The organism is Acinetobacter sp. ANC_7654 (assembly GCF_056779855.1).
In genome coordinates, this window is record NZ_JBWYIR010000006.1 from 105,151 (window position 1) to 121,366 (window position 16,216).

A 16,216-nucleotide genomic window follows, 5' to 3' on the forward strand; every position below is an offset into this window, starting at 1 on the left:
TTCCATGCGCGCGAGTCGCTTTTTATTTGCAACGTTAAGAGAAACCCCAAGTGATGCTGAAGTAATCTCTCATCAGCTGATGCTTCGTGCGGGTATGATTCGTAAATTGGCTTCAGGATTATATTCTTGGTTGCCAATGGGCGTACGTGTGTTAAATAAAGTCGAAGCGATTGTTCGCGAAGAAATGGACCGTGCTGGTTCACTACAAGTATTGATGCCTGTGACCCAACCAGCAAGTTTATGGGAAGAATCTGGTCGCTATGTGCAATATGGTCCAGAACTTTTACGCTTTAATGACCGTCACAACAACCCGTTTGTTCTCGGTCCTACACATGAAGAAGTCATTACTGATTTAGCACGTAACGAACTCAAAAGTTATAAACAATTACCCGCTAATTTCTACCAAGTTCAAACTAAATTCCGTGATGAAGTGCGTCCTCGTTTTGGCGTTATGCGCTCTCGTGAATTCGTGATGAAAGATGCCTACTCATTCCATGCAGATCAAGCCTCATTACAAGAAACTTACGACACGATGTACGATGCCTATTGCCGTATTTTTACTCGTTTAGGTTTAGACTTCCGTCCAGTTCAGGCGGATACAGGTTCAATTGGCGGTTCAGGTTCGCATGAATTCCATGTATTGGCATCTAGCGGTGAAGATGATATTGCATTCTCAACTGAATCAGATTATGCAGCCAATATTGAAATGGCTGAAGCGATTCTTGTAGGTGAGCGTGCTGCACCAACTCAAGAATTAAAAATTGTTGAAACACCAAATCAAAAAACTATAGCCGATGTATCCGCTTTCTTAGGTACTGATGCAAAACAGTCTGTCAAAGCTTTGTTGGTACAAGGAGTCGCTGAAGAAGGTAAAACTGCGCCTGTCGTGGCACTGTTCCTTCGTGGTGACCATGAGCTAAACGAAATCAAAGCTGAGAAACATCCGCTGATTGCATCACCACTTGCATTTGCAACTGAAGAACAACTGAGTGCTTTAGGCTTAACCGCTGGTTTTGTTGGTCCTCAAGGTTTAGTCGAAAAAGGGATTAATGTCATCGTTGACCGAGCAGCATCAGTTTTGTCTGATTTTGTTGCAGGTGCAAACGAAGCAAACAAACATGCGACGGGTGTGAACTGGGAGCGTGATGCTCAATTCACTGAAGTTTATGATCTTCGCAATGTTGTTGAGGGTGATCCATCTCCAGATGGTAAAGGTGTACTTCAAATTAAACGTGGTATTGAAGTTGGTCATATTTTCCAATTAGGTCAAAAATACTCTGAAGCTCTGGGCTGCAAAGTATTAGGTAAGGATGGTAAACCATTCACTGTAACAATGGGTTGTTATGGAATTGGGGTGACTCGCGTAGTCGCGGCTGCCATTGAACAAAATTACGATGAAAAAGGAATTATTTGGCCTGCTGCTATTGCACCTTTCCATGTCGCAATCGTTCCGATGAATGCTCATAAATCACCTCGTACTGTAGAGGCTGCTGAAGCACTTTATACAGAACTTCAAGCTGCTGGTTATGACGTGCTTTTAGATGACCGTGATGAACGACCAGGCGTTAAATTCTCCGATATCGAAATTACAGGTATTCCGCACCGTATTGTTATCGGTGAAAAAGGTTTAGATGCTGGTACTTTTGAGTACAAAGGTCGTTCTGATACTGAATCAAGCAACCTGAGTAAAGAAGAAATACTCGCTAAAATCGCCCAATAATTTGAGCATAAAAAATCCCGCTATTCGCGGGATTTTTTATAGACCGTTGATATTCACTTTCAAATCTTTCACAGATGTACCAATAGCCCCAAAGCTCCCCATTGAGCCATTCGCTAAACCATTAAAGACCGTCGGACTACTCGCCCCCTCACGTCCCAAGATCACATTGTTGAGACCAACATTCATTTTACTAGATTGTCCTGTATTTCCGATGTAAATACCTAAAGGTGCAACACCTGCATGGAAACCAGATAATGAAAAGCCATTGTTTTGATCAGTAGCTTTAGCCTGAAAATCGAATTTTGCAGAAGAATTACCAGATACGAATGCAATAGGACAGCCTGAGCCTGTGCCACAGATTGATTGTATTGCGCCTCCAAACTGGACCATGTAGCCTTGTGGCACATTGCCTAATTGAACATTGATCTGAGGACGTTGGGATTGATTTAATGTAATTTCAAAGTTTCTATCAGCACTGCCTATTTCTAAAATTTTAGCGACACCAGGCACCAATTGCTTCAGATCATTATAAATCGATTTAGTTTGTGTAGCACTAGACACCTGATTACTGCTGGCGATATAAAGTGCGAATGGACTCAATTTAAACCCTGTAATTTGCTCCGCAAAAGTGATACCTATATTGGCAAATGGCGTGCCATTGCCTCCGTCTGTATCAATTTTTGCATTGATTGTAGACGAACCAGGGGTATGACCTAAAAATTGAACCTGAATTGGATTACCAGTTGGACCTGCGACCACTAAGCCAGCAGCTTGTGAATAATTTTTTCCTAATATTGGATCTTTAATTCCGTCTTGATCAATGATCGCCGCCTGTGTGAACTCGATCTTATCCATTCCAATACCAATGCTGATCCCATCTTGACCAGTAGTAGATGAAAGAGACTGATCATCTAATGGTTGCATAGCAAAACACGGGAATCCCACCGCAGTGGTCAAAATAAGCAAACTGAATCGTTTTGTTTTTAACATATTCATGAGTCTATCCCTCAACTTTCCATATTTACTTATTAATTTCGAGGTGTAATGCGCAATTCACTATTCAAGCGACCGCCAGTAATAGCCAATTCGCCTAAACGAGCGCCAGCACCTACAGTTGGAGGATAGAAGTTGATGTCTCTTGCTCTAAAAACACCCGAAGTTGTCTTTTGAGGATTGAACATCAAGGCAGCATTCACACCAAATTGTCCCGCACCATTTTGATCTTTACTAACAACCAATGCATTATTAAATGCAATTTTACCTGTCAAACGGTCTAAACCAAGTGTTGAACCATTATGAGGATCGGTAATTTGGAAGGTGTTATTGTCACCTTTCAATTCTAATTCACCTACAAAAGTTAAGTTCTGACCATCTTCAGCAGCATTATTCGGAATTAAAGAAAAATTAACATCACCACCAAGACGTGATTTAACGACAAACATCACATCATCAGCTAAAGCAAAATTGTTGTCTGGAGATGAACTTCGCGTAGCACATCCTGCTGCTCCACTATTTAATTTACAGGTTTTATAAATGGTACCTGGCAGATATCCCGCAGCAACTTCTGTTGATAGAACAATCAACATATCGCGCAAGCTGACATTTACACTACCATTTTCTACGCCCATATTTCCTGTACCCTTCGCGTACAGATCAATATTACGTAAACCCATATAGTAATCTGTTGATGTTGCCGTATCTCCACTGCCTACCTTACCTCCATCAACCACTAAAATTGACGTGGTTTTGTTACCTAGCGCTTGACCATTAGCTCGGTCTACCCCAGAGGTACTCATTGCAAAAGACAAACCAATTCTTGAGGTATTACCCGTTGTAGCAATCATGTTTTTAACAACATCGGAGCCTGCTAAAGTGTAATAAAAAGCTTGATCTGCACGAACTGATGTTCCATATAGAGCAAGATTGGCATTTAGATTATAAAAAGGCAGTGCCAAACCCCACTCATTTTTAACATTTGTATTTGCAAACAAGTTAGCTGCTGGTGTTCCTGCACTATTGGTAAAACGTCCACGGCGGGAAATAGACTGAAATTCAGCACCACGAATCGCAGCAATCAAGCTGTATGGATTATCACCTGTTACTGCATTATGAATTTGGTGCTGATAATCAGTTGCTAAGGTTAAATAACTTCCGTTACCAAAACGACTTTTTTGGAACACTTCGTTTTCAGGTAAGCGCAGTGTTTTTGTATCGGCTAAATTGAGATACACATTACCACTGTCAAAAGATGCTCGAGTATTTGGTCTTAACCCTGTTAAGTTACTAAACTCAAAACCGTATGCATTTAGACCTGCCCCACCAATTTCTAAAGTCGTTGCTTGTCCATCACTTCCGAGCATTGAATCATTGTCTTTGGTAAAGTCAGCTTTCATACGGAATCCGATTCCAGAATCACCAATTACACTATTACTAGATGAAGCCGTTGGACTATTGGCATTTCCTAGAACACTTTCATTGCCTTTTGTACCACGAAATTGCAACGATGAATTGACCATTCGCCCGCTGGCACCTACACGTATGAGACCTTTAGCTCCTTGAGGATTATTCGTATTGCTATTTAAAGCATATGGGTCATTTGAACTCACGTTCTTATTCAACATTACTTCAATATTTAGACCTGAGTTTGTTGTTTCACCCTCAGCACCTGACTTACCATTGCCATAGGTTCCTGTGTTAATAAATCCTGCTTTTTTTGAAGCCGAATTTGCAACACGGTTTAAATCCACATAACCCAAATTATCATTAGGCGTACTACTCATACCGGCAACATTATCTGTCGGCCCTGTACGTGTATTCGACTGCATTCTCAATCCCTCAACTTCATCCACAAACATGGCACCACGTGCTTTGAAGTTGAAATTGAAGTTGTTTAAAACAAGTTGGTTGAGTTGGTTTCGTGCGTCAGTCTGCCCTAAATAGATATTGGCATTTTTAATCCCTAGTGCGATTTCGCTAAGATTCTCTTTGCTGAATAATCCGTGAATCGTTCTAAGTGATAAATCAGTATTCGAAGTAGTTTGTAAAGCCAATTGACCCATTGAAAAACTACAACTGCTTGAACTCTCATTATCACAAATTCTGAGATTATTCATGGTCACTAAAGCAGGTGTCACACTGGCATTGAAGTCTAACCCTGCTTGGTTCGCATTGCTTCCAGCATTAATTTTAATATCTGCCCCTAATGTTTGATTAGAGACATTACTTTTTCGAATAGAGACATTATCTGCTGTTGCCTGCAATGTATTATTGGTTGCTCCACTACTGCCACGACCAGCTTGATCTTGCCAATAGACCTGATCCATGTTGGCTTCAGTCAATGTTGTCGAGATATGCACACCATCTTGACCATTTACGCTTCGCAAAGCTTCGTCATGCATCACTTCTAAAGCCATGGCATGACCACTTGCAAGCAAGATACTCAGGCTTAATGCATTCATAACCAGCAATGAGCTGTGATTGTATTTTTTATTGTTCATCACATTTCCTTATGCATGTTTAATTTCAACAACGCTGGTGACTGCCGTCACAACCAAACATCATGACTTTACCCTGAACAGCTAAATTACCATTCATTTTTAAACCCATAAAACCAGTTTCTCGCCCATGGTCATATGCAGAACGAGGAGCATTAGATGAATCATAACGTGTCACTTGCAAGTAACCATAGTCAGCAGGACTTGTTCCTACACCCTCAGCGGTGGCATTACTGGTAAATTTATCCTGACCAAAAGCCAAAGCATCAAAACCAAAATTACGAATTTGAATTGGTTTAGATGCATCAAAGCTCAGTTGCATCGCTGCTTTAAGCTGATCAGTACCAGAATCATTTTTATAGCTGAGATCCACACCATCCAAGCCAATCTTTTGAATATTTAGAGTGCCCTGAATCCCTTTAAAAACAAGCCATAATTTAAAACCATCTGTACTACTTGCTTGACCATCTTTGATATAGCGATTATTGACAGCAAGCGCGAGACGACAATATTCCACATCCTTACACAATGCATCATCAAACACATAACGTTGAACATTATTCTCAGTCACTAACTTTTGGTTTAAAGAAAGTTTTAATGAGAGATCAGCTCCAGCTTGTCCTTCAACATTTTTTAAAGCTTCATCTGACATGGGCTCAAGTGCATAAGTCATTGATGCTATAACACTGAATAGGACAGCGACTATTGAATTTTTCATGAATGCTCTCCTATAATCCTTTTGTGGTGATTTTCATATGCTGAATAAGAACACCATCAATGACCGCAGAACCCATATTTTTAAAATTTGATGCTGGCAATGCGGCATTAGGCGTTTGGGGAATTGGATTGACTGCACCAAAACTTATACCTACTGCATCTGATCCTTTATAAGCACTTAAAGTATTATTCGCAGCGTTATAAGAAGTACTTCCAATAGTGATACTGCTATGTGTTGCATTCGTCCCTTGATAGCCATTCAAACCATTGTTACCACATTTATAAAAGTTACAGGTTGAGCCCGCATATTCTGTCGAGTTTGGATTGCTATAATCTGTGTATATTTTTTTATAAATTTCAGGTTTATTTGGAATACGCGTGAGTTCCAAACTAAAGTTTTTACCATCAGAGCCTAGAATCAAAGGCTGATAGAGTGAACCCAATACGATATTGGCATTCAAATTATGAATAAAGATACCCTCATTGGCATCAAATACTGGTGCCAGAGTATTGTTGATGGCAGGGGATTGTAAATTAGGAGTGTCTGATGTTTCACGCGTACTCAGTCTAAGAATATTGGCTGTTTTATTCCCCGTCGTCAGATTTTGACCATCACCTGAGTTCAAACGCACAAGTCCAGCAACACCCAAGGTGTTGTTATAAAATGCACTCATGCCTGCTTGGTTACTTGCACCATTTAAAGTTTGAAAGATTTTTATATTACTTCCATTAATGGAAAAATTATTCCAAATGGCCTGTAAACGTAGTCGATTAGCACGATCCGCATTACTCGTTCCTGCTTTTTCACCCAATTGGTAAAGTAGTGGATCCCCTTCTTTACGAGAAGGATCAAGCACAAAAGCATCCGCCCACATGGCCATCTTCAATTTGTAAGCATCAAGACCATTGGCTGCATCCGTAGGACGAACTGTGTCCATTAATGGAGCTTCAAGCGTCAAGAATGGAACCTGACAGCTAGGATCATTACTTATACATGTTTTATTTAAATCAAAATTTGGAACCTGAGTTTCAGTACCGACTCGAAGTAGCCATGGATTGGTTGCTGTTCCCCATGATCCTATACGTGCATCTTTATCTGTCGCAGCTAAGCGCGTATTGTGATTATTATCAGATTTAGATAATGCGAGACCATACACGAACAAATCAGCCTTACCCACGGAATGATCTTCTGACCCTACTGTTCCATTTTTATTGGTATCCAATGCCGCATCCGTTAAAGGCCCCACTGGAATGAGATGAATATATCCGGTATCTTTTTGGCGATTCATTAAATCTGCCGCAGTTGAATTTTCCCCTTGAAAAACAAAATAAGCATCTTGAGGAATCATGGCGACACCCTCACCAGTCGTCGCGCTTAAATTTTCATCCGAAAGAGGCTGCAATGCATAGACCGAAACCGTAGTAAGCGTCATTAAACTTGCAAGTAAAGTCTGATTAAATATGTTCGTATAATTAAGTGCCATCTCGACCTTCCCGTATACGATGCCTTGCACCATATTTATATTTTTAATTGTTCAGAGAAGAATTCCATGCTTCTCTTTTAATATTAAGATTACATCACAGTTTATAGTATATAAATGAAGTAGAATTTGCAAAAAATTGAGATTGGGTTGGCATTTTTTCCGATAAATGAATAAATTCAATTTTTCAAATACTTATAAAAAAAGCAAACTCATTGAGTTTGCTTTTTGCATGAAGTCTTACAATTCAATACTTAGGTTTTAGGTAAAGTTACACCTGTTTGACCTTGATATTTTCCACCACGATCTTTATAAGATGTTTCGCACACTTCATCAGACTCAAAGAACAGCATTTGAGCAACACCTTCACCAGCATAAATACGTGCAGGTAAATTGGTTGTATTTGAAAATTCCAAGGTCACATGACCTTCCCACTCAGGCTCAAGTGGCGTCACGTTTACAATAATACCGCAACGCGCATAGGTTGATTTACCTAAACACACCGTCAAGACATTACGTGGGATACGGAAGTATTCTACTGTACGAGCAAGCGCAAATGAGTTAGGTGGAATAATACACACGTCAGCTTCGATATCGATAAAACTTTTATCATCGAAATTTTTTGGGTCAACAATAGCAGAGTGAACGTTTGTGAACACTTTGAACTCACGCGCACAACGAACATCATAACCATAGCTTGAAACGCCATATGAAATGAGTTTTTGACCATTTTCATCTAAACGAACTTGGTTTTCTGCATACGGTTCAATCATGCCGTGTTTTTCGCTCATTTCGCGAATCCAACGATCAGACTTAATAGCCATTTATTTATTCCCAGAATACATATTCAATTACTGCGCTGTACTTTAACTGAAAACCCCGTCAATGGAAATAACCCACGATTTGTATTCCTGTTCAGTCTGCTGCGGTGAATCATCTTAAAGACTTAACAATGCAGAATAACTCATTGGAATTGAGAAACTCATCAGGACTAAGGATGCTGTTTTTTGCATATTGGACTGGTTTACCCACTTAATTTTATTATTGGCTAACAGCGACCCAATGAGTGTCCAAATAAAAGCGATGGGTAGGATCAATAAAATAAACATCAACATGTGCGCAATATAATAATCTACACTCACCCAAACAATTGCAGGGAAAATAGCCGAGGCAAAAAGCAAAGCTTTAGGATTGAGTAAAGTTGCACAGAATAATTCAGAAGCTTTGATGGTGGGCTGATTCAACTGATGTTCTACGTTGGCAGTGCGCCATAATTTGATGGCCAGATAGATAATATAGAATGAACTAAATAATTTTAATATCACTGGCAAAATTGGCAAATGAGTGGTGACACGACCAATTAAAAATCCCCATGCAGTGATGGCAATAAGATAGCCTAATGCTTCCGCGGGTATTAAGCGAAATGACTTTTTAATACCTACCTGTATGCCTGAAGATGCAAGTAAAGTATTGGTTGGTCCGGGTGTGAATAAAATCGTGGTAACCAACGCAATAAAGAGCCATGAAATCATAGGATGACCTCGCTGATAATGCGCTCAGATTAATCAGGATTATTTCAATTGGCAAAATATTATTTGTGTGAAAATTTCTCAAGAATGAAACACAATTTTTTTTGTAATATTTTTCATCAGGTTAGTTTGTCATTTAAATTATAACTCTGAAGTCACACAATGTAATCGAAACGAAAAACATGATGCACTCTTGCAAAAATGCTTATAGCACGTTCTTCATCGATGAAATTCAGCATCACAGTCCATTCACGCTGTGATGCTAAGTTCAAGTATTAATTTGACTGTTGTTCAGCTTCTTGAACCTGAATATTTAAAGATTTCTTTTGGAATTCTTTAGGATAATCAACATAAGGAATAATAGCAGCAGAAGCTGTCGTTGACAGAATGAGAGAAATCATAACCATCTTCATTGCAGTGATTGAACGCATTTCTATACCCATATAACGTGAAATTTCACAAAATATTTTAGGTAGAAAAATTAGAGTAAATAATCCTAAAACGACGAACGGTCAACAAAAAAACCTGCCTAAGTAAGACTTAGACAGGTTTAACATTGAGTCTTTTCAAATAGTTAGAAAATCCGACTTTGATCTCTTTCAGCTTTAGGCAATGCAGCTGCAATCTTCTGTGCAATTTCAATATAACTATCTGCTGCATCATCACCAATCAATACAGATGGTTTACCTTCATCGGCATGCTCTCGGATTTTCGCATTCAATGGTAAACGTCCAAGTAATGGAATATCGTATTGTTCCGATAACTTATCGCCACCACCAGTACCAAAGATTTGCTCTTCATGGCCACAGTTTGAACAAATATGTGTCGACATATTTTCCACCACGCCCATCACAGGAATTTGAACACGGTTAAACAATTCAATACCTTTGGTCGCATCCATCAATGCGACATTTTGTGGTGTCGTCACGATCACTGCACCGGTCACTGGAATACGTTGTGCCAGAGTTAATTGAATATCCCCTGTTCCTGGTGGCATGTCGATCATTAATACATCAAGATCAGGCCAAAGGGTTTGGTTGAACAGTTGCATCAATGCGCCTGTTGCTTTTGGACCACGCCAAGCCACAGGAGTATTGTGATCTCCTGTCAGATGACCAATCGACAACACCGCCATACCAAAAGCATCCAACGGTACAAAATGTTCTGCCTCGATCATTGGGGTTTTACCGGCATTGCCAAGCATCGTTGGGATACTTGGACCATAGATATCTGCATCCAACACACCTACTTTCAGCCCGAGCTTTTGTAATGCCAGAGCTAAATTTACCGTAGTGGTTGATTTCCCTACACCACCCTTACCTGACGAAACTAAAATCACGTTCTGGATACGTGGATGCTTAGGTACATCACGTTGCTGTGGTGCAGCTTTTTGAATCGGGGCTTCTTCTTGTTGAGGTTGGTAATTCGCATTCGCTTGTTTTACCGCATCTTGGCTTGCAGATGCATCTACAACAGGAGGCAGATTGGATTTTGGGGCTTCGTCTTTTTTGCTTGAACAGCTTTCACCTGCTGCATGGTTGTGCCCACAACCACCTTGTTGTTGAGCATGACTTCCTGTTTTCTGCTGAATGACATGCATATTCAGCTCTTTAATCCCACACTTTTCCAAAGCATCAGCGAGTTCATCGTGAATTTGCTGTAACTGATCTTTTTCACTTGGCACGGTATTAATGGTAATTTGCAGTACATCACCTTCAACATTGACCTGTGTGATTCGATCTTTCAAAAAATTGTCAGAATTCGGCAAAACGTAGTGTTGTAATACGTGTTGTACAGCCTCTTCATTCACCTCCTTTGAGGGTGAAAAAACAGATTTGAGTGAAGAAAGCCACGACATACCGTACTCCAAGTCTGGACAGAAACTGATAAAGGAATAGTTTAACGAGAAATATCAACAAGGTTAAGCAACAATATATTGATCCCCGTTTGATTAGAAATATGTTAGTCGAATTCCAACTAAATTAGTCAGCTTTTTTATTATTTTTATTGGCGTATTGCGAATGCTGTCATTGATACACTCTATAAACTTGATTTCACTGTTAAACGCCTTGATTCATGTTGCAAGTGATTCATGCTTTCAACAAATAGCAACACAATAGAGAATTTTTCAAATTAAAATTGAAAAGAATATAAAACCAAGATAACACTTCGATATGTCTTTAAAACAAAGAAATCTGAAACTTAAATTAAAAACATGCTCAATAACTGCCTTAATGAGCACAATGCTCCTTCTACCAATTTTAGGCTATGCCGCCAATGAATCCCGAAATTTTCGTACTCCTTCAGGACAAATCATCAGCTTAGGTGACTCTTATGCAAAATTAAGCTCACACATGAAGCAGACGCCGACTTCAACACAACATTATGAATGGAAAGAAGGAAAAAATCGTTTTACGGCTTATAGCTATACCTACGAATTTCATGATCTGATTTACACCTTTACTGTGGTGAATAATGAAATTAGAAAAATCGAATGGATTAGAAAAAATTAAAAAAAAGCTCATCTGATGATGAGCTTTTTTGTGATCAATTTACTTTTTCAGTTGATCAATTTTCTCTGATGCTTTTGCTTTAAGATCCGCAAATTTTTCACTCGCTTGATCTTTCAGTTCATGCAATTTATCTGCTGCTTGCTCTTTTAAATCTACCGCTTTATGTTTTAAATCATCTAAAGTTGAATGCGCTTCAGAAGAATTTTGCTGCGTATCATGTTTAAGATCATTCAGTTTTTTTTCACCTTCAAGCTTGGCTTCTGCTGCACCATGCTTCACTTGATCCAATGCTTTCTCGCCTTTCAGCTCAGCTTCTTTCGCCTTCAATTTCAGATCATCGCCGAGTTCTGAAGCTTTGTTTTTTAAGTCATCAATTTTATTATTCGACATCTTCAATCCTCTTTATCGCTTTGATAGTGAATCTTAGTTATATCGAAGATTTGCAGTGCTCATCGTAAATGTTTCGAATCACTACAATTTCTCACATGATGATGTAGAATAACACTACGCTGTAACTTTTGATTTGAAAATGATGAATTTAGGAGCGAATACTCGACATAAAGTTCAATGCAGAAAACAACCAAATAAATAAAATAAAGCTTCGTGCTTGTGTGAAATGCTCGACATCCGTGCCATGCAAAATATTATGACGTGTCGCAGTCACATTCGAGCTTGAATCCATTTTATAAGCCGCGAGTTCTGCAAAGTATGGATTAAGCTCAATGGCAATCTTGGATTTATGCCAAAGGCTCTTAATTTCATTGCCTTTTAGACCTGGCACAATTTTGTAGACATCGACAAACTTGGTGCCGTTTTGTTTTAAGAATGCTTGTTGAATCAGTACATCTGTCAACAGCCCTTCCAACTGTGCATAGAGTAAAGGCACACAACCTGCATAACAGCCGAGTTTATACATTTTAAAAGCTTCGATAATCACAGGACGACGCAAGGCTTTATTCTGCTCATCGATCTGCATAGCATCGAAAGCGGTCAACACATCTTTTTGAAAAGCTTCCTTGTTAATAACATCAAGTAAGTTAAAACTTTGCACATCTTCATAAGCATGAATTTGTTGCCAAAAGTGCATCAGGTTTAACGCATCATTGGCAACTTTCGAACCGACAGGTTGATCCAACTGATCGGCAAGCACATTAAAATATTCATCTTGCTGGGCAAGTTCACGTAAATGATTGACTAAAAGTGTATGTTCGCCTTGTGAGATTTGATCAAGATAATCCTGTGCCTGATTAAGAATTTGCTTACCCAGAGTTGGTAAGCCCTGCACATTCGATTTGATGCGTTTTACAGGTTGATTGAACTCTAAATCATCTTCCAACTCATACATTTTTCATTTCACTCAATTTTTCGAGGATATCAGCCCCTAATGTTCTTGTATTTTTATCATTACCTCTACTGTTTTTTGTATTTATATTAATTTCTCTCGCTAAATTTATTAAAATCGGCTTCACTGGCGTCTGTATAACTTTGTTTTTAAGGATAGTAATCGTTTTATTGGAAAATTTTTGAATACAATAGTCTTGATAAAATACCTCTTGAACTATTACAGCATTTTCATTGATGATATTTATTTCATATCCCAAAGAATCGGCTTTATCTAAAATAGATTGAATATTACCAATCCCCCACTGATTAGAAATTACAAATTTTCCTTCTTCCAAATTAAGAACTTCGTATTCGTTCATGAAATATCTTGAAGATTCATTTGTAAATGCATCATTGAACTCTCGAAAAAGTTTCTTTCCTTTCCTTAGATCTTGGGGAAATTCCTCTAAAAGCTGTCTATATGATGTTATGCCTTTATTTTTAATATGTTCATGTATGATTTCTAATACTAATTTCCGCTTATTTAATTCTTTACCATTAAATAAATATCTTGAATTATCTCTTACAGCTATACTTTTCTGTTTTTCTCTTCTTTCTTCAGCTTTTTTCTGTGCTTTAACCTGATAATCTTTTGCCTCTGGTAAAGGTATAACTTGTTGAATATCTAATAAAATATTATCTTCAAATTTGTATGGCTTCATTCTTACACATGTTATATCAAGATCACGTTCATTCAACCAAATAACAGATGTAGTCAATTCTTTGGAAAAGTCAGCCGAAACTAAAACTATTCGAACATCATTGCCAAAATTAGTTTCATCTAATTCAATTTCTACGAAGTTTTCCAAATCTGCTAGTGCTTCTTCCTTTGTCAAATCAATATCACCATTTTTATGTTTATAATTTCGATAAACATCTACTGCATGTTCAAGTGTCATAGTCGAAATCATTGAAGCATAACGGAGAGCTTGTAGCTCCATATGATCACCAGAATCTGTACGTTTTAGTTCAATAATTACTAAATTTGCTTGCTGATCAATTGCTAGTAGATCTATTCGTTTACGTGAAGAATCCCATTCAGCATATTCTTCTGCCAAAATTAAGCAATTTGGTGCTACCACACTAATATTTTGTTGTATTGCTTTCTGTAAATCTTGACGTTCTAGGATCGACTCACTAGCGAAATTAGTAGTAGCAACTTGATTTAACTGTCCATTTTTTAAAGAAAATATGCTCATATAATTTCTATTGATTAACTATTTCTATTTAAGGTTAGCATAAACCTTTACTTTGTATTCCCTCGCGCATCAGGTAAAATCATGCACCTTGCATAATATACGAATGAGAGAGTCATATCCGTGCGTAATATCTTAGTCACTAACGCCCTTCCATACGCCAATGGCCCGATCCATATGGGTCACTTACTCGGTTATATCCAAGCAGATATTTGGGTACGTGCGATGCGTGCAATGGGTCATAACGTGACTTATGTCTGCGCGGACGATGCTCACGGCACAGCAATTATGCTACGTGCTGAAGCCAACGGTATTACTCCAGAACAGCAAATTGCCAATGTACAAAAAGAACATGAGCGTGACTTTGCCGGCTTCAAGGTTGATTTCGATCATTACGATTCAACCAACAGCGCTGAAAACCAAGCTCGCGCTTCTGAGATTTATATTAAGAACCGTGAAGCAGGCAATATTGCGGTGCGCCCTGTAACGCAATTGTTTGACCCTGAAAAAGGCATGTTCTTATCAGACCGTTTTATTAAAGGCACCTGCCCGAAATGTAAAGCGGAAGATCAATACGGCGACTCATGCGAAGTCTGCGGCACAACCTACAACGCAACTGAATTACTCAATCCAAAATCGACTTTAAGCGGTGCGACTCCTGTCGAGAAATCTTCAGATCATTACTTCTTTAAACTACCTAACTTTGGTGAATACCTACAAAAATGGACACGTGACGAAGGTCGTTTACCTGTGTCGATTGCCAACAAGTTAGATGAATGGTTTGAAGCAGGTTTGTCGGATTGGGATATTTCTCGTGATGCGCCTTACTTCGGTTTTGAAATCCCTGATGCTCCAAACAAATACTTCTATGTTTGGGTGGATGCGCCAATCGGCTATATGTCGAGCTTTGAAAATTACATCAAAACTAAACGTCCTGACTTAAGCTTTGATGACTATTGGAAAAAAGATTCTAAAAATGAGGTGTATCACTTCATTGGTAAAGACATCGTGTATTTCCACGCATTGTTCTGGCCTGCAATGCTTGAAGGTGCCAACTACCGTACACCGACAAGCCTATTCGTAAACGGTTTCTTGACTGTAAATGGTCAGAAGATGTCTAAATCTCGTGGTACGTTCATTAAAGCGGAAACGTATTTAGAGCATTTAAACCCTGAATATTTACGTTACTACTTTGCGTCTAAACTTTCTGACAAAGTTGAAGATTCTGACTTAAACCTTGATGATTTCGTTCAAAAAGTGAATTCTGACCTTGTTGGTAAAGTGGTGAACATCGCAAGTCGTTGTGCGAAATTCATTAACACGAAATTTGACAATAAATTGTCTGCGACTTGTGCAGAGCCTGAGTTGGTTCAAAGCTTTATTGATGCTGGTGATTCAATTGCGCAAGCATACGAATCACGTGAATTCTCAACTGCAATCCGTGAAATCATGGCGCTTGCGGATAAAGCCAACCAATACATCGATGAGAAAAAGCCTTGGGCACTTGCGAAAATTGAGGGCGAAGAACAACAAGTTCATGACGTATGTTCTGTCGGTATTAACCTATTCCGTCAATTGGCGGTGTACCTTGCACCTGTACTTCCAACTTTGGCAGATCAAGTTCAAGCATTCTTACAATTAGACAGCTTCAACTTTGAATCTCGTAAGCAAGTTTTGGTTGCACATGAAATCGCATTGTTCCAACCATTAATGCAACGTGTAGATCCAAAAGCTGTGGCTGCAATGGTCGATGCATCTAAAGATTCTTTAGCTGCACCTGCGGAAGCACCAAAAGCTGAAAAGAAAAAAGAGAAAGCCAAAGAGAAGAAAGCTGAGCCGAGAGTAGGTGAAGCTGAAATTATCGGTATCGAAGACTTTATGAAAGTTGACCTACGTGTGGCTGAAGTTTTAGAAGCAGCTCACGTTGAAGGTTCGGATAAACTTTTACAACTCACTTTAAATGTTGGTGAAGCTGAACCACGTAACGTGTTTAGCGGTATTCGTGAGTTCTATAACCCTGAAGACTTAAAAGGCAAATTGGTGGTGATGGTGGCAAACCTTGCACCACGTAAGATGCGTTTTGGTATTTCTAACGGTATGGTACTCGCTGCGGGTAATGGCGACGGCGTTTGGGTGATTTCACCTGAATCTGGTGCTAAACCGGGTGATAAAGTGTCTTAACA

The 16,216-nt window shown here is 39.0% G+C and carries 13 protein-coding genes and 1 pseudogene; 3 read left to right on the forward strand and 11 right to left on the reverse strand.

Going from position 1 to position 16,216, the window contains the following annotated elements:
• Window positions 1-4 precede the first annotated feature (4 nt).
• A complete protein-coding gene (locus AC1M86_RS08440) occupies window positions 5-1,720 on the forward strand; it encodes a proline--tRNA ligase (protein WP_481607740.1) in 1,716 nt (571 codons plus the stop codon).
• A 36-nt stretch (window positions 1,721-1,756) separates the two neighbouring features.
• Here the strand turns inward: AC1M86_RS08440 and AC1M86_RS08445 are convergent, their stop codons facing one another.
• From AC1M86_RS08445 to apbC, 8 genes and pseudogenes are all read right to left on the reverse strand, one after another.
• On the reverse strand, window positions 1,757-2,716 hold the full coding sequence (locus tag AC1M86_RS08445; RefSeq protein ID WP_481607741.1) for a DUF6160 family protein: 960 nt from the start codon (window positions 2,714-2,716) through the stop codon (window positions 1,757-1,759).
• 32 nt (window positions 2,717-2,748) lie between these two features.
• Window positions 2,749-5,217 carry a DUF6160 family protein gene (locus AC1M86_RS08450; RefSeq protein WP_481607742.1) on the reverse strand — a complete coding sequence of 823 codons (2,469 nt, stop codon included), beginning with the start codon at window positions 5,215-5,217 and terminating at the stop codon, window positions 2,749-2,751.
• Between the two features lie 25 nt (window positions 5,218-5,242).
• Window positions 5,243-5,932 (reverse strand): hypothetical protein, encoded by a 690-nt coding sequence (locus tag AC1M86_RS08455; RefSeq protein ID WP_481607743.1) that lies wholly within the window; start codon window positions 5,930-5,932, stop codon window positions 5,243-5,245.
• 106 nt (window positions 5,933-6,038) lie between these two features.
• A pseudogene (locus tag AC1M86_RS08460) lies at window positions 6,039-7,448 on the reverse strand (hypothetical protein); the annotation flags it as partial.
• 218 nt (window positions 7,449-7,666) lie between these two features.
• Entirely contained in the window at window positions 7,667-8,236 is a 570-nt protein-coding gene (gene dcd, locus AC1M86_RS08465; RefSeq protein ID WP_004694514.1) for a dCTP deaminase, read from the reverse strand.
• A gap of 114 nt (window positions 8,237-8,350) precedes the next feature.
• Complete coding sequence (locus AC1M86_RS08470) at window positions 8,351-8,944, reverse strand: LysE family translocator (protein WP_180028060.1); 594 nt, start codon at window positions 8,942-8,944, stop codon at window positions 8,351-8,353.
• Window positions 8,945-9,216: 272 nt separating this feature from the next.
• Window positions 9,217-9,372, reverse strand: coding sequence for a hypothetical protein (locus AC1M86_RS08475; protein WP_155756999.1), 156 nt, complete (start codon window positions 9,370-9,372; stop codon window positions 9,217-9,219).
• A gap of 143 nt (window positions 9,373-9,515) precedes the next feature.
• On the reverse strand, window positions 9,516-10,799 hold the full coding sequence (apbC, locus tag AC1M86_RS08480; protein WP_481607744.1) for an iron-sulfur cluster carrier protein ApbC: 1,284 nt from the start codon (window positions 10,797-10,799) through the stop codon (window positions 9,516-9,518).
• 376 nt (window positions 10,800-11,175) lie between these two features.
• Between apbC and AC1M86_RS08485 the strand changes: the two genes are divergently transcribed.
• A complete protein-coding gene (locus AC1M86_RS08485; RefSeq protein WP_481607745.1) occupies window positions 11,176-11,454 on the forward strand; it encodes a hypothetical protein in 279 nt (92 codons plus the stop codon).
• Window positions 11,455-11,493: 39 nt separating this feature from the next.
• On the opposite strand, the gene AC1M86_RS08490 is transcribed toward AC1M86_RS08485, so the two are convergent.
• The 3 genes from AC1M86_RS08490 to AC1M86_RS08500 form a co-directional block, all read right to left on the reverse strand.
• Window positions 11,494-11,844 carry a hypothetical protein gene (locus tag AC1M86_RS08490; RefSeq protein WP_481589081.1) on the reverse strand — a complete coding sequence of 117 codons (351 nt, stop codon included), beginning with the start codon at window positions 11,842-11,844 and terminating at the stop codon, window positions 11,494-11,496.
• 148 nt (window positions 11,845-11,992) lie between these two features.
• Window positions 11,993-12,799, reverse strand: coding sequence for a hypothetical protein (locus AC1M86_RS08495; protein ID WP_481607746.1), 807 nt, complete (start codon window positions 12,797-12,799; stop codon window positions 11,993-11,995).
• Entirely contained in the window at window positions 12,792-14,036 is a 1,245-nt protein-coding gene (locus tag AC1M86_RS08500) for a PDDEXK family nuclease (RefSeq protein ID WP_481607747.1), read from the reverse strand. The genes AC1M86_RS08495 and AC1M86_RS08500 overlap by 8 nt, the downstream gene beginning before the upstream one ends.
• A gap of 120 nt (window positions 14,037-14,156) precedes the next feature.
• On the opposite strand from AC1M86_RS08500, the gene metG reads away from it, so the two are divergent.
• Window positions 14,157-16,214 carry a methionine--tRNA ligase gene (gene metG, locus AC1M86_RS08505; RefSeq protein WP_481607748.1) on the forward strand — a complete coding sequence of 686 codons (2,058 nt, stop codon included), beginning with the start codon at window positions 14,157-14,159 and terminating at the stop codon, window positions 16,212-16,214.
• Window positions 16,215-16,216: the final 2 nt, after the last annotated feature.